The 25,364-nt window shown below is 42.3% G+C and carries 22 protein-coding genes; 18 read left to right on the top strand and 4 right to left on the bottom strand.

The window, feature by feature from the left end; all coding sequences use genetic code 11:
- Window positions 1–149 precede the first annotated feature (149 nt).
- From ACQKMH_RS18375 to ACQKMH_RS18365, 3 genes are all read left to right on the top strand, one after another.
- A complete protein-coding gene (locus ACQKMH_RS18375) occupies window positions 150–371 on the top strand; it encodes a DUF1450 domain-containing protein (protein WP_377355299.1) in 222 nt (73 codons plus the stop codon).
- Window positions 372–607: 236 nt separating this feature from the next.
- Entirely contained in the window at window positions 608–1,915 is a 1,308-nt protein-coding gene (locus ACQKMH_RS18370) for an HD domain-containing protein (protein WP_427588879.1), read from the top strand.
- Window positions 1,916–1,947: 32 nt separating this feature from the next.
- On the top strand, window positions 1,948–2,457 hold the full coding sequence (locus ACQKMH_RS18365) for a YwgA family protein (protein ID WP_076368383.1): 510 nt from the start codon (window positions 1,948–1,950) through the stop codon (window positions 2,455–2,457).
- A 29-nt stretch (window positions 2,458–2,486) separates the two neighbouring features.
- Here ACQKMH_RS18365 and ACQKMH_RS18360 read toward each other — a convergent pair whose 3' ends face one another.
- On the bottom strand, window positions 2,487–2,672 hold the full coding sequence (locus ACQKMH_RS18360) for a 2-hydroxymuconate tautomerase (protein ID WP_427588878.1): 186 nt from the start codon (window positions 2,670–2,672) through the stop codon (window positions 2,487–2,489).
- A gap of 144 nt (window positions 2,673–2,816) precedes the next feature.
- On the opposite strand from ACQKMH_RS18360, the gene ACQKMH_RS18355 reads away from it, so the two are divergent.
- A complete protein-coding gene (locus tag ACQKMH_RS18355; RefSeq protein WP_230159241.1) occupies window positions 2,817–3,473 on the top strand; it encodes a site-2 protease family protein in 657 nt (218 codons plus the stop codon).
- Between the two features lie 38 nt (window positions 3,474–3,511).
- Window positions 3,512–4,021: a YwhD family protein gene (locus ACQKMH_RS18350; RefSeq protein WP_427588877.1), complete on the top strand. Its 510-nt coding sequence runs from the start codon at window positions 3,512–3,514 to the stop codon at window positions 4,019–4,021.
- Window positions 4,022–4,169: 148 nt separating this feature from the next.
- On the opposite strand, the gene ACQKMH_RS18345 is transcribed toward ACQKMH_RS18350, so the two are convergent.
- Entirely contained in the window at window positions 4,170–6,239 is a 2,070-nt protein-coding gene (locus tag ACQKMH_RS18345; RefSeq protein ID WP_427588876.1) for a transglycosylase domain-containing protein, read from the bottom strand.
- 201 nt (window positions 6,240–6,440) lie between these two features.
- Here ACQKMH_RS18345 and speE point away from each other — a divergent pair, with 201 nt between their 5' ends.
- The 4 genes from speE to argS all read left to right on the top strand — a co-directional run bounded on the left by speE (window position 6,441) and on the right by argS (window position 10,560).
- Window positions 6,441–7,268 (top strand): spermidine synthase, encoded by an 828-nt coding sequence (gene speE / locus ACQKMH_RS18340; protein ID WP_053348438.1) that lies wholly within the window; start codon window positions 6,441–6,443, stop codon window positions 7,266–7,268.
- A gap of 14 nt (window positions 7,269–7,282) precedes the next feature.
- The gene (speB, locus tag ACQKMH_RS18335) at window positions 7,283–8,161 is read left to right on the top strand and encodes an agmatinase (protein WP_427588875.1); all 879 of its coding nucleotides are present in this window, start codon (window positions 7,283–7,285) and stop codon (window positions 8,159–8,161) included.
- A 284-nt stretch (window positions 8,162–8,445) separates the two neighbouring features.
- On the top strand, window positions 8,446–8,886 hold the full coding sequence (locus ACQKMH_RS18330; protein WP_230159183.1) for a DUF1934 domain-containing protein: 441 nt from the start codon (window positions 8,446–8,448) through the stop codon (window positions 8,884–8,886).
- 3 nt (window positions 8,887–8,889) lie between these two features.
- Window positions 8,890–10,560: an arginine--tRNA ligase gene (gene argS / locus ACQKMH_RS18325; RefSeq protein WP_427588874.1), complete on the top strand. Its 1,671-nt coding sequence runs from the start codon at window positions 8,890–8,892 to the stop codon at window positions 10,558–10,560.
- A 140-nt stretch (window positions 10,561–10,700) separates the two neighbouring features.
- Here the strand turns inward: argS and uvsE are convergent, their stop codons facing one another.
- On the bottom strand, window positions 10,701–11,654 hold the full coding sequence (gene uvsE / locus ACQKMH_RS18320; RefSeq protein ID WP_427588873.1) for a UV DNA damage repair endonuclease UvsE: 954 nt from the start codon (window positions 11,652–11,654) through the stop codon (window positions 10,701–10,703).
- 28 nt (window positions 11,655–11,682) lie between these two features.
- A complete protein-coding gene (gene cls, locus ACQKMH_RS18315) occupies window positions 11,683–12,885 on the bottom strand; it encodes a cardiolipin synthase (RefSeq protein ID WP_427588872.1) in 1,203 nt (400 codons plus the stop codon).
- 294 nt (window positions 12,886–13,179) lie between these two features.
- Between cls and ACQKMH_RS18310 the strand changes: the two genes are divergently transcribed.
- The 9 genes from ACQKMH_RS18310 to rpoE all read left to right on the top strand — a co-directional run bounded on the left by ACQKMH_RS18310 (window position 13,180) and on the right by rpoE (window position 25,039).
- The gene (locus ACQKMH_RS18310; RefSeq protein WP_427589007.1) at window positions 13,180–15,309 is read left to right on the top strand and encodes a (Fe-S)-binding protein; all 2,130 of its coding nucleotides are present in this window, start codon (window positions 13,180–13,182) and stop codon (window positions 15,307–15,309) included.
- 195 nt (window positions 15,310–15,504) lie between these two features.
- Complete coding sequence (locus tag ACQKMH_RS18305; protein WP_427589006.1) at window positions 15,505–16,695, top strand: acetyl-CoA C-acetyltransferase; 1,191 nt, start codon at window positions 15,505–15,507, stop codon at window positions 16,693–16,695.
- 30 nt (window positions 16,696–16,725) lie between these two features.
- Entirely contained in the window at window positions 16,726–17,577 is an 852-nt protein-coding gene (locus ACQKMH_RS18300; RefSeq protein ID WP_230159188.1) for a 3-hydroxybutyryl-CoA dehydrogenase, read from the top strand.
- Window positions 17,578–17,612: 35 nt separating this feature from the next.
- Complete coding sequence (locus ACQKMH_RS18295; RefSeq protein WP_427588871.1) at window positions 17,613–18,749, top strand: acyl-CoA dehydrogenase; 1,137 nt, start codon at window positions 17,613–17,615, stop codon at window positions 18,747–18,749.
- 29 nt (window positions 18,750–18,778) lie between these two features.
- Complete coding sequence (locus ACQKMH_RS18290; protein ID WP_230159190.1) at window positions 18,779–19,918, top strand: acyl-CoA dehydrogenase; 1,140 nt, start codon at window positions 18,779–18,781, stop codon at window positions 19,916–19,918.
- A gap of 100 nt (window positions 19,919–20,018) precedes the next feature.
- The gene (locus ACQKMH_RS18285; RefSeq protein WP_427588870.1) at window positions 20,019–20,669 is read left to right on the top strand and encodes a TetR/AcrR family transcriptional regulator; all 651 of its coding nucleotides are present in this window, start codon (window positions 20,019–20,021) and stop codon (window positions 20,667–20,669) included.
- A gap of 11 nt (window positions 20,670–20,680) precedes the next feature.
- Window positions 20,681–23,947 (top strand): fused isobutyryl-CoA mutase/GTPase IcmF, encoded by a 3,267-nt coding sequence (gene icmF, locus ACQKMH_RS18280; RefSeq protein ID WP_427588869.1) that lies wholly within the window; start codon window positions 20,681–20,683, stop codon window positions 23,945–23,947.
- 136 nt (window positions 23,948–24,083) lie between these two features.
- Window positions 24,084–24,245: a hypothetical protein gene (locus tag ACQKMH_RS18275; RefSeq protein ID WP_230159193.1), complete on the top strand. Its 162-nt coding sequence runs from the start codon at window positions 24,084–24,086 to the stop codon at window positions 24,243–24,245.
- 203 nt (window positions 24,246–24,448) lie between these two features.
- Window positions 24,449–25,039, top strand: coding sequence for a DNA-directed RNA polymerase subunit delta (rpoE, locus tag ACQKMH_RS18270; RefSeq protein WP_427588868.1), 591 nt, complete (start codon window positions 24,449–24,451; stop codon window positions 25,037–25,039).
- Window positions 25,040–25,364 lie beyond the last annotated feature (325 nt).

Genomic DNA, 25,364 nt, shown 5'->3' with positions numbered 1-25,364 from the left:
GGTTAAAAGGATACTAGTTTTTTGATTAAATACATCCTTTTCACAACATCCTGCCCTCTTGATATTCATAGGTAGAAACGGTAAAATACCCTTTAGTTGTATAAATGGAATGAAAAATAGTTTGTCATGGAAAGGATGGTGACCGAAGGATGTCCAATGAATTCAGAGTGTGCGATGACTGCTTGGCGGTAAACATTAAAACGTTGATCCCCCGTCTTGAAAAGCTTGATCCCGACGCGAAAATTGAAGTGGGCTGTCAATCCTATTGCGGTCCAGGCAGAAAGAAATCATTTGCCTTTGTCAATAACCGTCCAGTTGCTGCACCGACAGAAGACGAGTTACTAGAAAAAATTGATAAAAAACTAAAGTAGGATCCATGATAGATAGTTAAAGTGGATTGAATGCTTTTATAAATGGAACAAGCTATCCATCACCCAGATTCAACACACTGCGGTGATTTTTTATTTCCTTATTTTCGAGACAAAAGCCGTCATAAACTTCCGTTTTCTTACAAAAAGGTCCCTCATTCTTGCAAGGGGGAAGTTAGGGTTTTCTGTCAAAACACGCTATAATGAATGCATCGAGATTATGAAAAAGAGGGTAGTTCATGGAATATTCCGGCGAAAAATTACAAGAAGAAAAAGTATTCAAGGACCCGGTGCACCGATATATACATGTTCGGGACCGGGTTATATGGGATTTAATAGGGACGAAGGAATTCCAGCGTCTTCGCAGGATTAAACAACTTGGAACGACTTATTTAACCTTTCATGGTGCGGAGCATAGTCGGCTTAGCCATTCGCTTGGAGTATATGAGATTGTCCGAAGAATCGTCGATGATGTTTTTGAGGGCAGACCGGAATGGAAGCCAGAGGAACGGTTACTGTCCCTGTGTGCGGCCCTTCTGCATGATTTAGGTCATGGCCCTTTCTCTCATTCTTTTGAAAAGGTGTTTGACCTGGATCATGAGCAATTCACGCAACAGATAATTCTCGGCGATACGGAAGTGAATAAGATCCTGCTTAGGGTAGGGCGTGATTTTCCTAAAAACGTGGCTGAAGTCATTGCGAAAACCTATAAAGGCAAATTAGTAGTCAGCCTGATTTCTAGTCAGATCGATGCTGATAGAATGGACTATTTACAGCGTGATGCGTACTTTACGGGCGTGAGTTATGGACATTTCGATATGGAAAGGCTTTTGCGGGTAATGAGGCCGAGGGAAGAGCATGCCGTCATAAAACAAAGCGGGATGCACGCGGTGGAAGATTATATCATGAGCCGCTATCAAATGTATTGGCAGGTTTATTTCCATCCCGTTACGAGAAGTGCGGAGGTTATACTTACCAAAATTTTACACAGAGCAAAATATTTATATGAATCCGGATATGAGTTTGCTCAAGAACCGCACCATTTTTATTCATTGTTCAAAGGAGAAGTGACCCTAGCGGACTATTTGAAAATGGATGAAGCGGTGATGCTCTATTATTTTGAAGAATGGGAAGAGGAATGCGATGCGATTTTAAAGGATTTATGCACTCGCTTCGTCAACCGGAAACTATTTAAATATGTGGAATTCCATCCATCGAACAGTCAGATGAACAGATTGATGGAATTAAGGACGTTATTCAAGAAGGCAGGTATCGATCCGGATTATTATCTCGTCGTCGATTCTTCATCAGATCTGCCTTATGATTTTTACCGTCCAGGTGAGGAAGAGGAGAGACTGCCGATCCACTTGCTGAAAAATAATGGCGAAATTCGTGAATTATCGCGTGAATCTGAAATTGTAGATGCAATTTCAGGGAAAAGAAGAACGGATCATAAGCTGTATTATCCAGCTGATATATTGCGTGATGAATCTACGAAGAAAAATATTAAAAAACAGATTCGTAAGCTTTTGGAGCTATCGGATTAAAGCGGTACATTTTTGGTGAGGAGTGACGAGCCTTGTTTAAGGATCATGCAAACATTATCAATGCAATTTCTACTGCCGGTGAAATCTCGGGTCGGAAAAAATTACAAAAAATCGTATATATCGCAAAGAAGCTTTCCTTTCCATTTCATGAAAAGTTTCAGTTTCACTTTTATGGACCATATTCGGAGGAGCTGACCTTACGGATTGAAGAGCTCTGCGAAATGGGTTACTTGAATGAAGTAAGGGAAAAAAAAGCGGGGTATTATCAATATTGTTATTCAATAACGGATGCAGGCCAGGATTTCCTATCCATTCAGGAAGTGGAGATGCCAGCTCTTGAGGCATGCTTACTCGATATGAACGAACAGAATGCCCGGTTTTTGGAGCTTGTTTCAACGGTGTTATACTTCGACACACTTGAGAAAGAGGAAGTCACCGAGAAAATTTTCACGCTGAAAAGCAAACAAAAATATACACTTGAAGAAATTGATGAGGCATATGAATATATTGAGCAGTTAAAAACAAAAGCTAAGCCTAATTGATGGCTTAGCTTTTCCCCATTATGTAAATCTTATTGGTCGCTTTTGCGGACACCGGCTACTGCTAAATGATTTTTTGACATTTCTTCAATGAAAATCGTCACGGCTTCAGCTGGTGCTCCAGTTGTTTCCGTCACGGCTGCAGTCACCTTTTCGACTAAAGCCCTTTTTTGTTCGTCTGTACGGCCTTCAAGCATTTTGACTGTTACATATGGCATCTCTTTCCCCCCTTTCTCTCTTATCTTGTAGTGTTTCACAATGGAAAAAGAATTGCAAGACACGGAAGTCAGAGTTTTTTCACTTCTTGATCTTTTGATGTATACTAACGTTAATATATATTGGGGGAGAAGCTATTGGAGCAAATAGAAAGGTTTTTGGCTTATAGGTTGGAAGAGCTTCCATATGTCATTGTGTCACTGCTAATCGCATTTACGGTTCATGAATTTTCCCATGCTTATGTGGCCTATAAGTTCGGTGACCCGACTGCAAAGAATGAAGGAAGAGTCACATTGAATCCGATTTCGCATTTGGATCCGATTGGAACATTGTTAATATTAATAGCTGGGTTTGGTTGGGCGAGACCTGTACCGGTCAATCGTTTTCATTTTAAGAATCCAAAATTGGCAGGAGTGCTCGTCTCTTTTGCCGGTCCGTTCAGCAATTTGATTGTTGCCATTTTGGGGTTTTTAATTTTTTACGGGTTGCTTGCGGCAGGCGTTGGACCTGATTTACCTTTTTTCGTCGAGCCCTTCTTAAATGTGCTCATAAATTTAAATGTCCTTTTATTTGTATTTAATCTGATACCGCTGCCGCCGCTCGATGGTTATAGGATCATACAGGATCTTGTTTCAGCAGACTTGCGGGCAAAAATGACCCAGTATGAGCAATACGGCTCCTTGATTTTTTTGATTTTGATCATCACACCGCTAAGTCAATATACGATTAGACCGATTTTGGATACTGGTATTAAATTTGTAGGTGGCACCTTGAGTCAATTTTTTTCACTTTTGTTTTTTTAACCGATAAAGAATGACAAACCATAAAGGGGGATATAAACATGGAAGAACAACCAAAGAAAAAGGTAGGCTTCAATATTATAAAAAACGATCCTACAGAAGGTCATGGCGGATATGGGACAGGGGTTTTGACGCTTGATAATATTTCTCCGGTCATCATTGATGTGGACGCAGGTGAAGCCGAAGTGGATATAGGGGCGATGCATGCGAGAAGTGTAGTGGAAAAAGGGATTAAATTTTTAAAGACCAAAGAAGAGGTCCCGAATGCCAAACCTTACTGGCTTGTTTGGGTGACTATTGAAGCCACTCAAAATGGTCCGCATTATGCAGGTGTGACAGCATGTGAAATGATGGTCGACCGGTCAATCAGGCGTGGATACAAATCCCTTCCGGAGCATGTTAACCGGATGGATAAATCGCTAAAACGGCATATCATCGTCGACGACATGGACGATAAATCAAAACGTGTGCTTGCAGACTTCCTGAAAAATCATGATGCAGGCATGTGGGAACGCTCATCCGCCCAGCTCAAGGAGTCATTGACCGTTTAAATGTGATTTAATGGATGAAATGTGAAGTTTAGTGAAAAATGCACTTGTAGGAAACGAATAAAATCAGTAAACTTAAAGACAGCAGTTTAGACACTGTGGAACTAGGACAGAAAAATCCCGAGGCCGCCACCGGCTTCGGGATTTTTCGTTATCCCCATGGTTTTAGGACTTTTTTATACCACGGGGTCCTCTTTTGTTCTTCATCTTTTGGCACATGTCCCGGATTCTCACCCTTAAAGTGTTCTGCACAGTATTCGACAGGTTCGGTGCCTTTAACGTAATAAGTCAATCTTGAAACAGGGCAATCTTTTGTTGCCAACTTACCGCTTACTGGATTCACGTTTACCCCGATTACATTTTCCGTTTCCTTAAATGATTTTGCTGGTTTTCCTTGTAGGCCCTTTTCCATATAGGATGCCCAGATTTTCTTTGCATAGCTTTTTTCTGCTGGAATCTCAATTTTTTTACCTTGATCATACCCAGTCCAGACTCCAGCTACAAGATCCGGCGTGTAACCAATCATCCAACTATCTGTCGGGGTTGAACCTGATTTACCGGCATATGGGCGGGTCAATTGGGAGCTAATTGTGCTGCCTGTCACTTTCGTATAGCCATTTAAGGTTTCATCGAAAACCCCGGTAAGCATCTGAGTCATGACAAATGCCTTATCCGCATCCAGGACCTGTTCTGGTTTCTTATTTTCATCAAAAATCACTTCACCTTTTTGATTTTCAACCCTTTTGATGAACACGGGTTCAACCTTTTTGCCACCATTAGCAAGGATACTGTAAGCATTAACCATTTCAATCGCCCTGACACCTGATGTGCCGAGTGCCAGGGACGGAACGGCATCCATTTTCGACGTGATACCGAAACGGTGCGCCGTATCAACCAAGGATTGTTCGCCAAGGAACAAGTGCGTTTTAACGGCGAAGATATTATCCGAAAGAGCAATGGCCTGAGCCATCGTGATTTCGCCATCCGCATATTGATGGTTGTAATTGTGCGGTGTATAAGTTGAGTGACCATCATCGAAAGAAAATGTGGTGGTCTCGCTTTTTAAAGTGGTGGACGGTGTGAAACCATTCTCCAGCGCAGAATAGTAAAGCAATGGTTTCATAGTGGAACCAGGCTGGCGAACGGCCTGTGTCGCTCGATTGAATGGCGACTCCGTGTAATCTTTGCCACCTACCAGTGCTCGGACTTCCCCGGTGTCCGGTTCCATTGCTACTATCGAAGCTTGAATGCCTGAAGATTTGGGTATGGTAGTAGATAGAACCTCTTCAGCCGCATCCTGCTGGGTTTCATCCAGTGTAGTATATACCTTAAGCCCGCCGAGCTCGATCGTCCGGTCATCTAAATGAAGCTGGGATTTTAATGCCTGCTTGACTGCATCCTGGAAATAGGGTGCGGTTTTATTGGTAACCGTTCCGTGCTTGCCTTTTAATGTAAGCGATGTTTGAAAGGCTTCAGCGATATTTTTCCGTGAGATGTAGTTTTTGATTTCCATGGCTTGCAGGACAACTTTCTGCCTTGATTTAGCTTTTTCCAAGTTATCCAATGGAGAGTAGCTGGAAGGTCCTTTAGGTATTCCGGCCAGCATGCTCGCTTCAGGGAGAGTCAAATCCTTGGCATCCTTGCCAAAGTAATATTGACTGGCGGCCTGAGCTCCATAGGCGCCATGCCCGTAGTAAATCGTATTTAAATAGCCTTCTAGAATTTCCTTTTTGGAATAGTTCATTTCCAGCCGTATCGTATAAAAGGCTTCATTAAACTTTCGCGTCCACGTTTTGTCATGGCCGAGAAATAGATTCCTGGCATATTGCTGGGTAATCGTGCTTGCACCCTGGACTTTGGACATTGCCCGAATATCAGCAAGAATGGCTCCGCCGATCCTTTTTATATCAAATCCCTTATGAGTGTAAAATTGACGGTCCTCAACAGCGACAGTTGCTTTGATGAGCTGTGGGGAAATCGATTCCATTCCGGCCCAATAACGTTTCTGGCCATTATCGGTTTCACCAATAACATTTCCGCTATCACTATAATAGAGTGTCGACTGAGGCACGACCAAAGGTGGCGGACCTAATATTTTTGCGTATACCAGCAAAGAGAGAAGCAATACAAAGAGTATTGTAAGCCCGATTGTGGCAAGAATAATGAAGGCACGCACATATTTAGTTGTCCTTTTAAATCGTTCGCTTGGAATTAACTCCAATTGCTTTCACCTCTCTTATTTAAAAAGAATCTATTACTATTATGGAAAAAAAAGAAATTTTTAAACATAAGAACTGCATTTGTGAAATTTAACTTGCAATTCTGCTAGATTCGTCTATAATTTTTCTAGCTAATGACAATAACGAAAATGGGGAACCTATTAGGTGACTGACTATATGAATTGGAAAAGGAGCGTTAATAAATGAGCATTTGGTTTACTGAGAAACAAACAGAGAATTTTGGTATTACGATGAAAGTGAATCGTACTTTACATACGGAGCAAACTGAGTTTCAAAAGCTGGATATGATTGAAACGGAAGAGTGGGGCAATATGCTATTGCTGGATGACATGGTAATGACTTCACAACGTGATGAATTCGTTTACCATGAAATGGTAGCCCATGTTCCTTTATTTACTCATCCTAATCCAGAGAACGTTTTGGTTGTTGGCGGAGGAGACGGTGGAGTCATTCGTGAAATCCTAAAACATCCAAGCGTAAAAAAAGCTACATTGGTGGATATCGATGGGAAAGTTATCGAATACTCTAAGAAGTTCTTACCTGAAATTGCAGGTATGCTTGAAGATCCACGTGTAGATGTACAAGTAGGGGATGGCTTCATGCACATCGCCAAAAGTGAAAATGAATATGACGTGATCATGGTTGACTCAACTGAACCAGTTGGACCTGCTGTCAACTTATTCACAAAAGGTTTTTATGCTGGGATTTCCAAAGCATTGAAAGAAGATGGGATTTTTGTGGCACAATCCGATAATCCTTGGTTTAAAGCAGACTTAATTCGCGATGTACAACGTGATGTTAAAGAGATATTCCCAATCACTAGCCTTTATTTAGCGAATATCCCGACATATCCAAGCGGCCTTTGGGCGTTCACGATCGGATCAAAAAAATATAATCCACTAGAAGTGACAGAAGACCGTTTCCATGAAATCGAAACGAAATATTATACAAAAGAACTTCACAAAGCAGCTTTCGTTCTGCCTAAATTCGTTCAAGATTTAGTGAAATAAGGGAGGCATGGACCATGAAATTCGATGAAGCCTATTCAGGCAATGTATTCATAAAAAGCCACCCTGTTTTTGAGGAATCAGAAGCAGTGCTATACGGTATGCCAATGGACTGGACGGTAAGTTTCCGTCCGGGTTCTCGCTTCGGCCCTACCCGAATTCGTGAAGTTTCGATTGGTTTGGAAGAGTACAGCCCGTATTTAGATCGTGAATTAGAGGAAGTTAAATTCTTTGATGCCGGGGATATTCCATTACCATTCGGCAATCCGCAGCGCAGCATCGATATGATTGAAAAATATGTCGACAGCTTGCTGGATGCAGGTAAGTTCCCAATGGGTATGGGAGGGGAACACCTTGTCACATGGCCTGTCATTAAAGCCATGTACAAAAAGTATCCTGACATGGCCATCATCCATATGGATGCCCACACAGATTTACGTGAGGACTATGAGGGTGAGCCGCTTTCACATGCGTCCATCATCCGCAAATCTGCGGAGCTTATCGGTCCAAAAAATGTTTACTCTTTCGGCATTCGTTCCGGATTAAAAGAGGAATTTCAATGGGCAAAAGAAAACGGCATGCACATTTCTAAATTTGAAGTTCTTGAACCTCTGAAAGAAGTATTGCCACAGTTAGCGGGTCGTCCAGTATATGTGACGATCGACATCGATGTTCTTGACCCTGCGCATGCACCGGGAACAGGCACCGTTGATTGTGGAGGCATCACTTCAAAAGAGCTTTTAGCTTCGATTCATGAGATAGCAAGATCTGAAATTAATGTAGTGGGCTGCGATTTAGTTGAAGTGGCACCGATCTATGATCCATCCGAGCAAACAGCGAACACGGCAAGCAAGCTGATCCGCGAAATGATTTTAGGATGGGTCCAAAAAGGTTAATCGTTAATGGACGGAAGACTTGACTGTTCCTGTTTTTAAACGGGAATGGTCTTTTTTTATCCATACCGGGAATAATGGATTTTGCAACAAGATGGACTCTTTTTTAGTAATTCCACCCCATTTGGTCATTATTGCGTTAAAATCAAATGACGGCACCACAATGATTTCGCCAGATTATCCTCGCCTTATGGATTTACAGTTTATTTTCCGCTCCAAGTTGAAACTTCCTTGAAGAATATTTATACTTATAAAGTTAAGAACGACATGATGAAGGAAGTGTAGCTTTGACTCTTCATGATATAGATAAGCATACTATTAAAGTGACATTACAGACAAAAATCAAGCATGGCTCAGAAATGGAAACGTATGAGCTGGTCACATTTGGTACAAAAATGTATAAAGGGTCCGATTTGTATCTGCAATATAAAGAGGAAAATGAAGCCGGTCAAACACAAACGACCATCAAGCACAAAACGGATGAAACGATCCTTCTTAGAAATGGTGCCATAAAAATGAGGCAACTTTTCCGCTTGCAGGAAGCGACAAATGGACATTATGAAAGTATATATGGCAGGTTGGGGTTACGGACGACCACGAAGAAAATTCATCACCAATGGGATGAGCAGGCCAAACAAGGGAAACTTGTCCTTAAATATACGTTACATATGCAGGGAAGCGAACCCGGTCAATATGAGATGACGATTTCCTACAAGGAGGAAGCATAACACATGAATATAGTTAAAGAGGTACAGGAAAAACTGAAAGAAGAAATTAAAGCTGCAGTCATAAAAGCTGGTTTGGCAACGGAAGAGCAGATTCCAAATGTTGTATTGGAACTTCCAAGAGATAAAACACACGGAGATTACTCCACGAATATGGCGATGCAATTAACGAAGATTGCAAAGAAAGCACCAAAAATGATTGCTGAAGCGATCATTGAAAACTTTGACAACTCAAAAGCATCCATCGAAAAAATCGAAATTGCAGGACCAGGTTTCATAAATTTCCACATGAATAATTCTTATTTGACGGAATTGATTCCTGTCATTTTGAAAGTGGATGAAGCATATGGGGAAAGTGACTTTGGAAAAGGGGAAAAAATCCAGGTGGAATTCGTTTCCGCTAACCCAACCGGAGATCTCCATCTTGGTCATGCCCGTGGAGCAGCAGTCGGTGATACACTATGTAATGTTTTGTCTAAGGCGGGTTATGATGTTTCACGTGAATACTATATCAATGATGCGGGAAACCAAATTAATAATTTGGCCATTTCCATCGAAGCGCGCTATTTCCAAGCTCTTGGCCTTGAAAAGGATATGCCAGAGGGTGGTTATCATGGCGAAGATATCATTGGAATCGGTAAAACGCTTGCAAGTGAATACGGTGATAAATATGTAAATACCGACGAAAAAGAGCGTTTTGAATTTTTCCGTGAGTACGGCTTGAAATATGAAATGGAAAAACTGAAGACTGATTTGGGCAATTTCCGTGTGGGATTTGATGTATGGTACTCTGAAACTTCCCTTTATCAAGATGGTAAAATCGATGAGGCACTAAAAGTGTTAAGGGAAAGGGGCCATGTCTATGAGGAAGATGGGGCAACATGGTTCCGCTCAACGGAATTGGGCGATGATAAAGACCGCGTGCTTATCAAACAGGATGGTTCTTACACATATCTGACACCGGATATTGCATACCACCGAAATAAGTTGGAGCGCGGCTTTGAAACGTTGATCAATATCTGGGGTGCGGACCATCATGGCTATATCCCGCGTATGAAAGCGGCAATCGAAGCATTGGGTTACAACCGCGAGCAGCTTGAAGTAGAAATCATTCAGCTTGTTCATCTGTATAAAGATGGCGAGAAAATGAAGATGAGTAAACGTACTGGGAAAGCAGTTACGATGCGTGACCTTATTGATGAAGTAGGTCTGGATGCAACCCGTTATTTCTTTGCGATGAGAAGTGCGGATACACATATGGACTTCGATTTGGATCTTGCGGTATCTCAATCCAATGATAACCCGGTTTATTATGCACAGTATGCTCACGCCCGTATTTCAAGTATTTTACGCCAAGGTGAGGAACAGGGATTCAGCTATGAAGGAATTACTGATTTCTCTGCACTTTCTACTGAAAAAGAAGTGGAGCTTTTGAAGAAATTAGGAGAGTTTCCGCAGGCAATAGCCGAAGCTGCCGAAAAACGGATGCCTCACCGCATGACGAATTATATATTCGACCTAGCTTCTACATTCCACAGTTTCTACAATGCAGATAAGGTTTTGGATGTTGAAAAGATGGAAAGAAGTAAAGCACGTCTAGGACTGGTCAAATCCGTCCAAATTACTTTAAGGAATGCATTAGCTATAATCGGTGTTTCAGCACCGGAAAAAATGTAATCGAAAAAGCGACTTGATTTACCCTCCAGGCACTCGCCTTTTAGCGGGTGTTCCGGGAGCTCCCGTTCCTATCAATTTTTTTTGAAATTAGACAAACTGAAGCGACTGTTTCTAGCGAAACAGTCGCTTTTTTAGGTTAGCTAGCATTCGATGGCACCACCACTTACCCTTTTTACACCACGAACCTTAGATATATCTTCAATCAGCTGCAACATCGCCCGATCCTTCATCTTAGCTTCGATCATGAAATCCACGTCTTGTCCAAGTTCCCTAAGTACTTTAAAAAGGGGCATGATGAATGCCAAATCGATATAATCAGCATGTGAGCGAAATTCCCCAGCGGATTTTGGGGAAGAAATATGAATCTTTGGTACAACACCTGCCTGACTCCAAGTGGAAATCACCTCGGTGAGCAGCTCGTTAAGCGGCTCATTTGAAAGATTTGCGAGATGGTGGTGGTAATCAAAGACAAGTGGAATCCCTTCCTTCTTACACACACTCAGGGTTTCTGACGCCGTATAGGTTTTATCATCATTCTCAAAGGTCATTCTTGCTTTCACGTGCCTAGGGAGCAGCTTAAGGTTATCATGAACCCTCACGATGGCGGATTCTTTATCACCATAAGCTCCGCCGACATGGATATTGATGAAAGAGGAGTCCGCAATCCCCATAGCATCAAGCATCTTATAGTGAAACTCCATATCTTTTACGGCATTTTGTGTAATCCCGGGTTTGGGGCTTGTAAACAACGTAAACTGATTAGGATGAAAACTAACTCTCATTTTGTGTGCAGAAACCCAATCGCCAAGCTGTTTCCACTCTTTTTCAAAGGGATCGACGAAATCCCATTCTATTTCGGGATGTGTGGCTAAAGGAACGATTGAACTCGACATCCGGTAGATTTCTATTTGGTGTGCCGTATTATATTGAAGAACCCTTAAGGTATTTTCAATGTTTTGCCTTGTCACACTGAGAAGCTTTGCCATCCCTTCGTCTGGGCCAAGCATGTTGTATCGCTTGAAAGTAACAGTCTTAGCTGGAGAGGCCTCCCATAAACAGGTGGCGTTCGATACAAATCCAAATCTTATTTTCATTATATATTCTCCTTAAACTTTCGGGGTGTTAAAGAAAAGGAGAAAGGAGGGAAGCCAGTGATTCTTTTGCTGTACGGACTACATTCATGGAGGAAAGCGAGTCCCCGTCCAATGGCTTGGATTCAGCAAGGTCAACTGCCAATTCCTTTTCTGCATCTTCTATTAATGTCCGGTCAAATATCAAACAATTGATTTCACTATTTAAAAAACAACTGCGTTTATCAAAGTTAGCCGTACCGATATCACAGATTATATCATCGATCAGTATCACTTTAGAATGGTAGAACCCACTCTGGAATTGCATGATGGAGGCCCCTTCTTTTATTAGTACCCGAAAGTAGGGAAAGGAAGCCTCTTTGACCAGGGTGTGATCTGAATTTTCGGGAACGATGACCGTTACGGAAACATTGCGTGCAAGGGCCTCCCTTAATTCGTGAAACAGAGTATTACTTGGAATGAAGTACGGCGTACCGATAATGATTTTTTCATTTGCTTGCTGAATCAAACGTGCCAAGGTCGGTTCAAGAATATTTCCACTCGAGACAACAACCTGATGCGCCTGCGACCCGGGAGTCAAAGTTGGAAAATAAGCAGGCCAACCCCGGTAGTCTTCGTTTGTATCGTGGTACCAATCCGCGAGGAAGACATCCTGCAGGTCCTTTACCCCCTCACCGGTCATTTTCAAATGGTAATCTCTCCAAGGATTTAACTTTTCCCCTTCGTTTATATACTCCTTGCCGATATTAAATCCGCCTAAATAGCCGATCTTACCGTCAATCACCGTTATTTTACGATGATTCCTTTTTTGTAATGTATAGAAAAGGAAGGGGAGTTTCGGTTTATAGCTGAAAGAAAAATGAACGCCGCTTTTTTTTAGCTCGTGAATGCTTTTGCGGGAAATATCCTTACTTCCAACCCAATCGACTAAAAGTCGCACTTCGACGCCCGATTCCGCTTTAGCTTGCAGTAACTTCAAAAAGTCCTTGCTGAATTTATCGTTAGATACAATATAAAAAAGGATATGGATGGAATCCTGAGCTCGTTTGATTTCTTTCATAAAATCATCAAACAGGATTTTTCCTGATGTGAATACGGTCATGTCGCTATTCCGAGGCGGATATTTAATGTTCGTTGCCTGCTTCATATAGCGCTTATGCCCTAATTTAAGGTCAATCCAGCACCAAGTGAAGATCAATAAAAAAATAGAAGCAAGCGTAGTGATTATTTTCAAAAAAAATCCCCCCTAAGTGATTTCATTTAGTTTGGCTCAAATTCCCTGTAAGTAACCATCTAAAAGGGATGAAAGGAGACGCATTTTTTTTCAAAATATAAAAGGGTAATTTACAGAATTGTCGAACTATACAGTAAGGTGTAAAAATCACATATTTTTTTAGAAAGAAAAAAGTTGACTGAATGCTCATTCATTATATAATGGAATTAATCAAATTTCAGAAAAATGCCAAATTTCCTAAAATGGCTACCTGGCATTTTACATTTACTTAGAGGGGGGAAAGACTGCATGGAAATGAATGGCTTACTGTGGATCAACTTAACTGCGTTCCTGCTTGTAACCGCTTACGCCGCCGGTTTATTTATCTATTTGATAAAAACTCGTATAGCCTATATAAAACTCGGCAAAAAAGTGGAATTCGATAACCGTGTGAAAGATCGTCTTGTGAAAATAGGGGTTTATGTATTTGGTCAGAAGAAGCTCTTTAAAGATAAGAAGAGTGGAATCATCCATGCCATGCTATTTTATGGTTTCATCTTAGTGCAATTCGGGGCACTGGACTTTTTCGTTAAAGGCTTAAGGCCAGGATGGCATTTACCGTTTGGTCCTCTATATCCAGCCTTTACCTTCTTCCAGGAAATCGTGACGCTTACGGTTCTAGTCGCAATCCTTTGGGCAGCTTACCGTCGTTATGTGGAGAAGCTCGTTCGCTTGAAAAGGGATTTCAAAGCAGGATTGGTTGTTATTTTCATTACAGGAATCATGATTACCGTGTTGTTGGGGAATGGAATGGGAATGATTTGGCATGAACATGACGCAACTTGGTCAGAGCCAGTTGCATCAGGCATAGCCTTCCTATTCGGCTGGTTGGGAACAACAGCAGCGACCGCTGTTTTTTATGTAGCTTGGTGGTTGCATTTACTGATCATCTTATCTTTCCTTGTTTATATCCCGCAATCTAAACACGCTCACTTGATTGCCGGTCCAATAAATGTATTCCTCAATCGTATGGACAATCCAGGTAAATTGAAACCAGTTGATTTGGAAGAAGAGGTTTTGGACAAAGAAGGTAATCAATATTACGGTGCCAAATATATCGAAGACTTGACGCAGTATCAAATGGTGGACCTCTATGCCTGCGTGGAGTGTGGACGCTGTACGAATATGTGTCCGGCAACTGGCACCGGTAAAATGCTGTCACCGATGGATATCATCATCAAAATGCGTGACCATTTAACGAATACAGGTGCCGCTGTTACGACGAAACAGCCATGGGTACCATCTTTCGTTTTTGGAAATACGAAAGGAAATAAGATAGCGCTGGCAAGTAGCGGGCAGGGAGCGCAGGAATCAGCAGCTGCATCTGAAGCTTACAGCCCAAGCCTGATTGGCGAAGTCATTACGGAAGAAGAACTTTGGGCATGTACCACTTGCCGGAACTGTGAAGATCAATGCCCTGTAATGAATGAACATGTGGACAAAATCATCGATATGCGCCGGTATTTAGTGTTGACTGAGGGCAGGCTTGATCCTGATGCCCAACGAGCAATGACAAATATTGAACGTCAAGGAAACCCATGGGGCCTGAACCGTAAAGAGAGAGAAGATTGGAGAAGCCTCCGGGAAGACGTTAGCGTTCCTACAGTGAAGGAATTACAAAAGGCAGACGAAGATTTCGAATATTTATTCTGGGTGGGCTCCATGGGCTCGTACGATAATCGAAGCCAGAAGATTGCCCTTTCTTTTGCTAAGTTAATGAATCAAGCGGGCGTCAAATTTGCCATTCTGGGCAATAAGGAGAAAAATTCAGGGGACACTCCTCGCCGATTGGGTAATGAGTTTGTTTTCCAGGAGCTTGCCATGAAAAATATCGAAGAATTCCAGAAGAATGAGATCAAGAAAATCGTAACGATCGATCCACATGCATACAATATCTTTAAGAATGAGTATCCGGATTTTGGCTTGGAAGCGGAAGTGTATCACCATACTGAATTGTTAGCCAAACTTGTAAGCGAGGGCAGATTGGTGCCGCAGTATCCGGTGAATGAGACGATTACATTCCACGATTCCTGTTACTTGGGAAGGTACAATGAGGTGTATAGTCCGCCGCGTGAAATCTTACAATCCATTGATGGTGTGAAACTAATTGAGATGGAGCGTAACCGCGAAAAAGGCATGTGCTGTGGAGCTGGAGGCGGTTTGATGTGGATGGAAGAGGAAACAGGAAACCGCATTAATGTCGCACGTACAGAACAAGCACTGGCCGTCAGTCCAACAGTTATCAGTTCCGGATGTCCTTATTGCCTGACCATGCTATCTGATGGGACGAAAGCAAAAGAAGTTGAGGAAAACGTTAAAACGTATGATGTAGCTGAATTACTCGAAAAAGCGGTCATTGGTGAAAATAAAACGATGGCATCTTAATTTATAATACAATTGCCTGCTTCTTCTATAATGATATGGATTTAATGGAAGCAGGCAATTTTTCATTATTAATAAACAAAATATTTTCATTTATGTAAAAAATATGTAAGATAATATTAAGCGCTTACAAACCTATTTTTTTAACTCCATATTGAGCGAGCGTTCAATCAATGTTACTTAAAGGAGGAAATAATGATGGCAAAAACAGTGATAATTAGTGGTGTGAGAACACCTTTTGGTAAATTTGGCGGAGGTCTTAGCAGTTTGACAGCATCACAGCTTGGTGGAATAGCAATCAAAGAGGCACTTGAGCGGGCAGGGATTGAAGGCAGCCAGGTAGACGAGGTCATCATGGGAAATGTGCTTCAAGCGGGCCAGGGACAAATACCGTCACGGCAGGCGGCCCGTCATGCCGGCATGCCTTGGGAAGTGAAAACGGAAACGATCAATAAAGTGTGCGCATCAGGACTTCGCAGTGTCACATTGGCTGATCAGATTATTCGCTTAGGTGAAGAAGAAATCATTGTTGCGGGCGGGATGGAATCGATGAGCAATGCACCCTATATACTTCCAAAGGCGAGATGGGGCTTAAGGATGGGTGATGCACAGATGAAGGATACAATGATTTCAGACGGACTTAGCTGCAGCTTTACAGGCGTTCATATGGGCACTTACGGAAACAGCACGGCTGAGGATCTTGAAATCTCCCGTGAGGAACAGGATAGCTGGGCTTATGAAAGTCATCAAAAAGCGATAAAAGCCATCGATGGCGGCATTCTTGCGGAAGAGATCGTTGCCGTACACGTCCCGGTTAGAAAAGGCGAACCAATTACCATTGAACATGATGAAGCCCCAAGGAAAGATACATCTGCTGGGAAGTTAGCTAAATTAGGCCCAGCTTTTAATAACGAGGGTACCATAACGGCAGGTAATGCACCAGGCGTCAATGATGGTGCAGGAGCACTTGTATTGATGAGTGAGGAACGTGCGGAAAAAGAAGGGAAAACGCCTTTTGCTTATATATTAGCTCATGCTGAAGTGGCGGTAGAGGCGAAGGACTTCCCTAAGACTCCAGGTTTGGTTATAAATGAACTTCTGAAGAAGACAGGTAAATCGATAGAGGATATTGATCTGTTTGAGGTGAACGAAGCATTTGCAGCGGTGGCACTAGCCAGTGGGAAAATTGCCAACATTGAGCCGGGAAAAGTGAATGTTAACGGAGGGGCTGTAGCATTAGGTCATCCAATCGGGGCTAGCGGGGCACGCATCATCATCACGCTGATGCATGAACTGAAACGTCGTGGAGGAGGATTAGGCATTGCAGCGATCTGTAGTGGCGGCGGACAGGGAGATGCCATTCTAATCGAAGTGCCAAAGCAAGGATGATAGTTTCATAGATGATGAGGAGGGATTTTCATGAGCATTCAAAAAGTGATGGTCATTGGCGCGGGACAGATGGGTTCTGGCATTGCCCAGGTTTGCGCAATGAGCGGTTATGAGGTTCTTTTACATGATTTAAAAGATGAATACGTAGAAAAAGGCTTAGGGACAATTTCCAAGAACCTTTCCCGTCAAGTTGAAAAAGGGAAAATGGAAGCAAAGGATAAAGATGCAACACTTTCCCGGCTGACTTCGTCGACGGATTTAAAAAATGCAGCTGAGGTTGATTTAGTGATTGAAGCGGCAGTGGAAAATATGGAGATAAAAACAAAAATATTCGCAGAGTTGGATGAAATCACTCCACAACATGTAATTCTTGCATCCAATACTTCTTCACTTCCGATTACAGAGATAGCAGCTGCTACGAAAAGACCGGATAAGGTAATTGGCATGCATTTTATGAACCCAGTGCCAGTCATGAAGCTCGTTGAGATCATCCGCGGCCTTGCTACAGCGGATGAAGTGTATAAAAAGGTTGAAAATATGGCCGAAACCTTGAACAAGGTACCGGTGGAAGTCAATGATTTCCCAGGCTTTGTAGCGAATCGGATTTTGATGCCGATGATAAATGAGGCCATTTATACCCTTTATGAGGGCGTTGCCACTAAAGAGGCGATTGATGATGTGATGAAGCTAGGAATGAACCATCCGATGGGACCGCTTACGCTAGCTGACTTCATTGGGCTCGACACATGCTTATACATAATGGAAACCCTTCACCAAGGGTTGGGAGACGATAAATACAGACCGTGTCCCCTGTTAAGGAAGTATGTAAAAGCTGGATGGCTAGGCAAGAAGTCAGGACGGGGCTTTTACGAATATAACTAATCATAGAAAGATTTGCAGCTAGGGAGGGATGAAGGATGGATTTAAAGTTTACAGAAGAGCAGGAAATGATGCGGAAAATGGTAAGCGCTTTTGCGGAGAATGAGATTACCCCTCATATCGAGGCAATGGAAACAGGCGTGTTTCCAAAATCGATTCTGCAAAAAATGGGTGAGCTTGGTTTGATGGGAATCCCGATTTCAGAAGAATACGGTGGCGCGGGTATGGACTTCATGTCTTATATTATCGCCATCAATGAGATTTCCAAAGTAAGTGCTACTCTCGGTGTCATACTGTCCGTTCATACTTCTGTTGGAACAAATCCAATCGTTTATTTTGGAACGGAAGAGCAGAAGCGAAAGTATGTGCCTAAGTTAGCCGCTGGTAAATATTTAGGCGCCTTTTGCTTGACTGAGCAAAGCTCAGGTTCCGATGCTGCGAGTTTGAAATCGAAGGCAGTGGCAGTAAAGGAAGGCGGAGAATATCGAATAAATGGGTCCAAGGTTTTTATCACCAATGGTGGGGAAGCGGATGTGTTTATTGTTTTTGCTTCAACCGACCCTCAGAAGGGAAGCAAGGGAATCTCTGCTTTTATCGTAGAAAAAGGGACGCCAGGCTTAATCATCGGTAAAGATGAACGTAAAATGGGCCTTCATGGATCGAGCACTGTACAGGTGACGTTCGAGGATATGAAAGTGCCTGATGCCAATCTCTTAGGCAAAGAAGGTGAAGGCTTTAAGATCGCAATGGCCAACTTGGATGCTGGAAGGATAGGCATTGCTTCTCAAGCTCTGGGAATTGCAGAAGGCGCCATGGAACATGCTGTCCAATATGCAAAAGACAGAGTTCAATTTGGCAAACCTATTGCAGCACAACAGGGGATTGGTTTCAAGCTTGCTGAAATGGCAACGAGTATAGAAGCTTCAAGGTTACTCGTCTATCGCGCGGCGTTTTTACGCTCACAGGGATTGAAGTGCGGTAAAGAGGCGGCCATGGCTAAGCTATTCGCTTCGAGGACGGCTGTTGATGTAGCGATAGAAGCAGTCCAGGTGTTCGGAGGTTATGGATATACAACGGAGTATCCGGTCGAACGCTATTTCAGGGATGCAAAGATAACCGAAATTTATGAAGGAACCAGTGAAATACAGAGAATGGTCATAAGTAAGAATCTATAATACAACGAAAAAGACGGAGGAAGATAGCCATGCAGTTTAAACTAACGGAAGAACATGAAATGATCAGAAAAATGGTTCGTGACTTTGCCCAGAATGAAGTGGCTCCGACAGCTGCCGAGAGGGATGAAGAGGAACGATTTGACCGTGAAATCTTCGATAAAATGGCTGAACTTGGATTGACAGGGATTCCTTGGCCGGAGGAATACGGCGGAATTGGAAGCGATTACTTGGCGTATTGCATTGCGATTGAAGAACTTTCCCGTGTATGCGCTTCTACTGGAGTGACTTTATCAGCCCATACTTCCCTTGCAGGATGGCCGATATATAAGTTTGGATCTGAAGAGCAAAAACAAAAATACCTTCGTCCAATGGCACAGGGCGAAAAAATCGGTGCATATGGGCTGACTGAACCTAGCTCAGGCTCTGACGCAGGCGGTATGAGAACGACTGCAAAGCTTGTAGGTGATGAATATATCATCAGCGGTTCAAAAATTTTCATTACGAACGGCGGGATTGCTGATACCTATGTTGTCTTTGCTTTGACTGACCCTGAATCGAAACAAAAAGGAACGAGTGCCTTTATCATTGAAAAGGATTTTCCAGGTTTTAGTGTGGGCAAAAAAGAGAAGAAGCTGGGGATCCGTTCATCACCGACCACGGAAATCATCTTTGATGAATGCCGAGTGCCTAAAGAAAATCTCCTTGGTAAAGAAGGGGAGGGCTTTAAAATAGCGATGATGACGCTTGATGGCGGACGTAACGGAATTGCCGCCCAGGCCGTGGGGATTGCCCAAGGTGCATTGGATGCCGCGGTGGGTTATGCAAAAGAGCGCGTCCAATTTGGCAAGCCAATTTCTGCACAGCAAGGAATCGGTTTTAAATTGGCGGATATGGCAACCGGTGTCGAAGCATCTAGACTATTAACCTATCAGGCTGCATGGTTGGAATCTGTGGGCCTTCCATATGGAAAAGAGTCGGCAATGTCCAAACTTTTTGCTGGAGATACAGCCATGAAAGTGACGACAGAAGCCGTGCAGGTTTTTGGAGGTTATGGATATACAAAGGATTATCCTGTAGAACGGTATATGCGTGATGCGAAAATCACCCAAATCTACGAAGGTACACAGGAAATTCAAAAGCTGGTCATCTCACGGATGATTACTAAATAGGATTGAAATTGAGGTTTTCCGATGAGGCACCGCCCTTGCCGGAATACCCTTTTCAATTTCTTTGGAAATAAAATGATGGGTTTCAAAAAGGAGTTTGAAAATGGAAAAAAGAGAAGTTCTTGCGTCGGTGAAGGATGAGCGGCTGGTAGAAAAAAGGCGTACACAAATGATTAAAGGGGCGGTGACCCTTTTTAAGGAAAAGGGATTTCACCGTACGACAACCCGGGAAATAGCCAAGGCGGCTGGTTTTAGTATTGGCACGCTATATGAGTATATTCGAACCAAGGAAGATATATTGTATCTCGTCTGTGACTTTATCTACGATGAAGTCCAGGAAAAGCTTCAGAAAGAAATAGATCAGAGCGATGGGACACTGGAAAGCTTGAAGCTAACGATCGCCTATTTTTATAAAGTGATGGATGATATGCAAGACGAAGTGCTGGTCATGTATCAAGAGGTGAAAGCACTGACGAAAGATGCATTACCTTATGTATTGAATAAAGAACTTCGGATGGTAGGCATGTTTGAAAGGGTCATAACGAAATGTGTTGAGAATGGGGAGCTATTGTTGACGGCAAAACAAATAAGCCTTGTTTCTCATAACATTTTCGTTCAGGGACAGATGTGGAGTTTTAGAAGATGGGCATTGCATAAAGAGTATACGCTTCAAGAGTATGTTGAACTGCAGACGCAATTATTGATTCAAAATATAACGCTTCAGAAAAATACTGAAATAAATTCGTTTCAATAAGGAGGAGCTCAATGGGTACAGTTGAGGTGTATAAACCGAAAAACCATATCAGATTCGTGACAGCTTCGAGTTTATTTGATGGACATGATGCATCTATCAACATCATGAGGAGGATCCTTCAGTCCAGCGGCGCAGAAGTTATTCACCTGGGACATAATCGCTCGGTGGAAGAAATCGTGAATGCGGCCATCCAGGAAGATGTCCAAGGCATAGCGATGTCATCCTATCAAGGCGGACATGTGGAATACTTCAAATATATGTATGACCTGTTGAAGGAAAAGGGTGCCGAGCACATTCGGATTTTTGCCGGCGGTGGCGGGGTCATCATTCCGAGGGAAATCAAGGAACTCCATGATTATGGGATTGCCCGTATCTTCTCCCCTGATGAAGGGCGGGAATATGGGCTTCAAGGCATGATAAATGTATTGATGGAGGAGTGTGATTTCTCGACTGTCAAACCATCTTTACAGGAGCGCTTTGATGAACTGATTGCAGGGGGGACAAATGCGATTGCCCAATATATTACCTTTGCCGAAAATAGACTTGATGTTTCACATGAATCAGCGGCAGCTGTGGAGAGCCTCTTTGAGCAAATCAAAACATCCGAAAAGAAGGTTCCTGTCCTAGGGATTACAGGGACGGGCGGAGCGGGGAAAAGTTCATTGACTGATGAATTGATACGCCGATTCATTAACGAAATTCCAGATGAGAAAGTGGCCATTTTATCTGTCGATCCGACCAAACAAAAAACGGGCGGTGCCTTGCTTGGTGACAGGATAAGAATGAATGCGATCTTTTCAGAGCGTGTTTATATGCGGAGCTTGGCCACACGCCATTCAAAAAGTGAGTTGTCTTTGGCGATAAAAGATGCCATTTCGGTCGTTAAGGCAGCGGGCTTTGATTTAATCATCGTTGAAACGAGCGGAATTGGTCAGGGAGATGCAGAAATTGCCGAGATATGCGATGTATCCATGTATGTAATGACAAGTGAATTCGGTGCACCTTCCCAACTTGAAAAAATCGATATGATTGATTATGCAGATTTGATAGTCATTAACAAATATGAGCGCAAAGGATCTGAGGATGCAAAAAACCAAGTTCAAAAACAATATCAGCGAAGCCGGACGCTTTTTGATCAAGATCCATCTGAAATGCCAGTATACGGGACAATTGCTTCCCAATTCAATGACCCAGGTACCAACGCTTTGTTCGCTGCACTGATTGAAAAGCTTAATGAAAAATCCGGAACGGGCTGGCGTACTGGCTTTTCGAAAGAAGCGGATGTTTACAAGCAAAATGTCATCATTCCAACCGATCGGCGTTATTACTTACGTGAAATCAGTGAAACGGTCCGAACATATCATAAACGCGCGGCTGAACAAGTACGTATTGCCCGCAGGCTTTTCCAGCTTGAAGGAGCCATTGAAGCAGTTAAGGAAAATGAAAATAACGAAAACATGGTAGCTTCTTTGGAAAATTTGAAAATGGAAACCGCTTCCGAGCTATCTTCAGAATCAAAGAAAATCCTTTCAGGGTGGATGGATTTGAAAGAAAAATATGCAGGGGAGCAATTTGTAACAAAAATCAGGGATAAAGAAATCGTCACGAAGCTGAAAACTAAAAGTTTATCAGGTTTAATGATTCCGAGAGTGTCACTGCCTAAATATGTGGATTATGGAGAGATTTTAGGATGGGTATTCCGTGAAAACGTTCCGGGCTTTTTTCCGTATACAGCCGGAGTCTTTCCATTCAAGCGTGAGGGGGAAGACCCAAAGCGGCAATTTGCCGGTGAAGGATCACCCGACCGAACCAACAGACGTTTCCATTATTTATCAAAGGATGATAATGCTAAACGGCTGAGTACGGCTTTCGATTCCGTAACGTTATATGGGGAAGACCCTGATCATCGGCCTGATATTTATGGAAAGGTAGGGGAAAGCGGAGTCAGTATCTGCACGTTGGATGACATGAAAAAACTGTATGCAGGCTTTGACCTATGCCACCCCTCAACCTCTGTATCCATGACCATCAATGGACCGGCACCCATCATTTTGGCGATGTATATGAATACTGCAATTGATCAGCAGATTGAACGAAAAGAAGAAGAATTAGGCCGTCCCCTTACGGATGCAGAAGTGGAAGAAGTCCAGGCATATACTCTTCAAACCGTACGCGGAACTGTTCAAGCGGATATTCTGAAAGAGGACCAAGGACAGAACACATGCATCTTCTCTACGGAGTTTGCCTTAAGGTTAATGGGGGATATCCAAGCATATTTCATTGATTATAAAGTAAGGAATTACTACTCCGTATCCATTTCTGGTTATCACATTGCCGAAGCGGGCGCCAATCCCATTTCACAACTGGCTTTTACATTGGCGAATGGCTTTACTTATATCGAATATTACTTAAGTCGCGGAATGAATATTGATGATTTTGCCCCGAATCTGTCTTTCTTCTTCTCTAATGGGCTCGACCCGGAATATACGGTTATCGGGAGGGTGGCAAGAAGGATTTGGGCGACCGTCATGCGGGATAAATATGGTGCGAATGACCGTAGCCAGAAGTTGAAATATCATATACAGACTTCAGGACGCTCCCTTCATGCTCAAGAAATTGATTTTAATGATATCAGAACGACACTTCAGGCGTTAATGGCACTGCAAGACAACTGTAACTCCCTGCATACTAATGCGTACGATGAAGCCATCACGACACCTACCGAAGAATCCGTACGCCGTGCGATGGCCATCCAAATGATCATTACAAAAGAGCATGGGCTCTCAAAAAATGAAAACCCGATGCAAGGTGCCTTCATCGTCGAGGAATTGACGGATCTGGTTGAAGCGGCTGTTTTGCAAGAGTTCGATCGCATCAATGATAGAGGCGGTGTATTGGGTGCAATGGAGACGCAATATCAGCGCGGGAAAATCCAGGATGAATCCATGCATTACGAAATGAAAAAGCATACGGGGGAATTACCGATCATTGGTGTCAATACGTATTTGAACCCAAATCCTCCTTCCGAAGAGACTGTGAATAATATGGAAATCGCCCGTGCAACAAAAGAAGAAAAGGAAGGGCAAATCATAAACTTACAAGCATTTCAGGAAAGGAATAAGGAGTTCACTGATGAAGCCCTGACAAAATTAAAATCGGCAGCCATGGATGGGAACAATATCTTCGCTGAACTCATGAATTGTGTGAAAGTGGCCAGCCTGGGCCAGATAACCCGTGCGCTGTATGATGTAGGCGGACAATATCGAAGAAATATGTAGAGGTAAGAAGTGGGATCCGGTTAGGGTCCCCTTTTTTGATAACTTCCGCCTTTTTTTCACAAAATGTAAATTTTCCCTTATAATTAATTGAAAAAGGGGCAAAAATGATGAATCAGCCCCCATTGGAGTTGAGGAAATGAACCTGAAAATGATTGGATTGATCATAGGGTACATTCTTGCCATCATTTTTTTATTTGAGCTGTATGAGCATCAATTGGGTGCCATTTCTTTTTTTATCCTGGCTATTGTATTTTTTTCGGCTGCTTATCGTCAGAAATCGAAGAAAGAAAGTAAATGATTTTTTTGCTTTTGGGTTCCTGATAACATAGACATCAAGGTAAATCTGTGAAAGTATCAGATAGAACTAGCATAAACCCATTTAGATTGTTTATAATGGAGTATATGTCTAGCAGGAATTGTCGTTATTTTATCGAAATACTGTTTTAGATTATTTTTTTATGTAAAAAAACACGGCATTCAGTGTTTGAATAGAGAAGGGAAGTGCGGAATTTGAGTTTAAAACAATACTCAAAAGAGCAATTATTGGAAATGTCCTTAATAGAGATGGCATATGATTTATTAGTGGAAAGAAATGAACCGATTCCATTCAAAGATTTAATAAGTGAATTAGCTTCGATGCATAATTTATCTAAAGCGGAAGTGGCAAAAAAAATTGCACAATTCTATACGGATTTAAATGTGGATGGCCGCTTCACTTCACTTGGTGACAACCGCTGGGGATTGAAAACATGGTATCCAGTTGACCAAATTGAGGAAGAAGTCGTACATGTTGTAAAACCGAAAAAGAAAAAGAAAGCTAAAAAAGCTGCTGTCGTTATCGATGATTTTGATGAACTCGAAGATGAAGATCTTGATTTTGAAGAAGATGTCGATGATTTGGACGAGGATGAAGATGACGAGGATGATGATATCCTAGGTTCTCCAGTTCTCGACGAAGTGCTATTGGATGATGACGTGGATGAAGATGACGATCTGGAAGAAGAAATAATTGAAGATGATGCATTTGTCCTGGAAGATGATGAGGACGAAGACGAAGACGAAGAAGACTTCGATGAAGAGAAGGATAAATAAATAATCGCCCTTGACTTTTTGAGGCGAAATTTGTAGAATCATTTTTGGGCTCCTTAAAAAAGGACACAATGATTAAATTATACCGCTCCCTTACTTTTATTGTAAGCGGAGCGTTTTTGTTTTTAATGATGGATTGAATAAATGACATCATTTTTTTATTTTTAAAAATGATTTCTCGTAGAATTGTAAAAACTATAGAGAACATATTTTGTTTTACTGTCATTTAAGGAAATTTTCTCTTGTTCATGCATCCTGCATGACTCTCACTAAAGACCTTTAAGTGATTAATGGTTAGTACTTGTTTACGTTTTTTTGCTTTTAACCG

This window comes from Peribacillus sp. NPDC097895 (genome assembly GCF_050277555.1).
In the GTDB taxonomy this organism is placed as follows: Bacteria; Bacillota; Bacilli; order Bacillales; family DSM-1321; genus Peribacillus.
This window is presented reverse-complemented; position numbering and strand designations above follow the sequence as displayed.

Bases quoted from the DNA above. Each gene is read 5' to 3' on its own strand.
- ACQKMH_RS18285 (WP_427588870.1), top strand. From the start codon at position 20,019: ATGGAAAAAAGAGAAGTTCTTGCGTCGGTGAAGGATGAGCGGCTGGTA.
- icmF (WP_427588869.1), top strand. From the start codon at position 20,681: ATGGGTACAGTTGAGGTGTATAAACCGAAAAACCATATCAGATTCGTG.
- argS (WP_427588874.1), top strand. From the start codon at position 8,890: ATGAATATAGTTAAAGAGGTACAGGAAAAACTGAAAGAAGAAATTAAA.
- ACQKMH_RS18305 (WP_427589006.1), top strand. From the start codon at position 15,505: ATGGCAAAAACAGTGATAATTAGTGGTGTGAGAACACCTTTTGGTAAA.
- speE (WP_053348438.1), top strand. From the start codon at position 6,441: ATGAGCATTTGGTTTACTGAGAAACAAACAGAGAATTTTGGTATTACG.
- ACQKMH_RS18295 (WP_427588871.1), top strand. From the start codon at position 17,613: ATGGATTTAAAGTTTACAGAAGAGCAGGAAATGATGCGGAAAATGGTA.
- ACQKMH_RS18370 (WP_427588879.1), top strand. From the start codon at position 608: ATGGAATATTCCGGCGAAAAATTACAAGAAGAAAAAGTATTCAAGGAC.
- ACQKMH_RS18275 (WP_230159193.1), top strand. From the start codon at position 24,084: ATGAACCTGAAAATGATTGGATTGATCATAGGGTACATTCTTGCCATC.
- speB (WP_427588875.1), top strand. From the start codon at position 7,283: ATGAAATTCGATGAAGCCTATTCAGGCAATGTATTCATAAAAAGCCAC.
- ACQKMH_RS18375 (WP_377355299.1), top strand. From the start codon at position 150: ATGTCCAATGAATTCAGAGTGTGCGATGACTGCTTGGCGGTAAACATT.
- ACQKMH_RS18360 (WP_427588878.1), bottom strand. From the start codon at position 2,672: ATGCCATATGTAACAGTCAAAATGCTTGAAGGCCGTACAGACGAACAA.
- ACQKMH_RS18350 (WP_427588877.1), top strand. From the start codon at position 3,512: ATGGAAGAACAACCAAAGAAAAAGGTAGGCTTCAATATTATAAAAAAC.
- ACQKMH_RS18290 (WP_230159190.1), top strand. From the start codon at position 18,779: ATGCAGTTTAAACTAACGGAAGAACATGAAATGATCAGAAAAATGGTT.
- ACQKMH_RS18300 (WP_230159188.1), top strand. From the start codon at position 16,726: ATGAGCATTCAAAAAGTGATGGTCATTGGCGCGGGACAGATGGGTTCT.
- uvsE (WP_427588873.1), bottom strand. From the start codon at position 11,654: ATGAAAATAAGATTTGGATTTGTATCGAACGCCACCTGTTTATGGGAG.
- ACQKMH_RS18310 (WP_427589007.1), top strand. From the start codon at position 13,180: ATGAATGGCTTACTGTGGATCAACTTAACTGCGTTCCTGCTTGTAACC.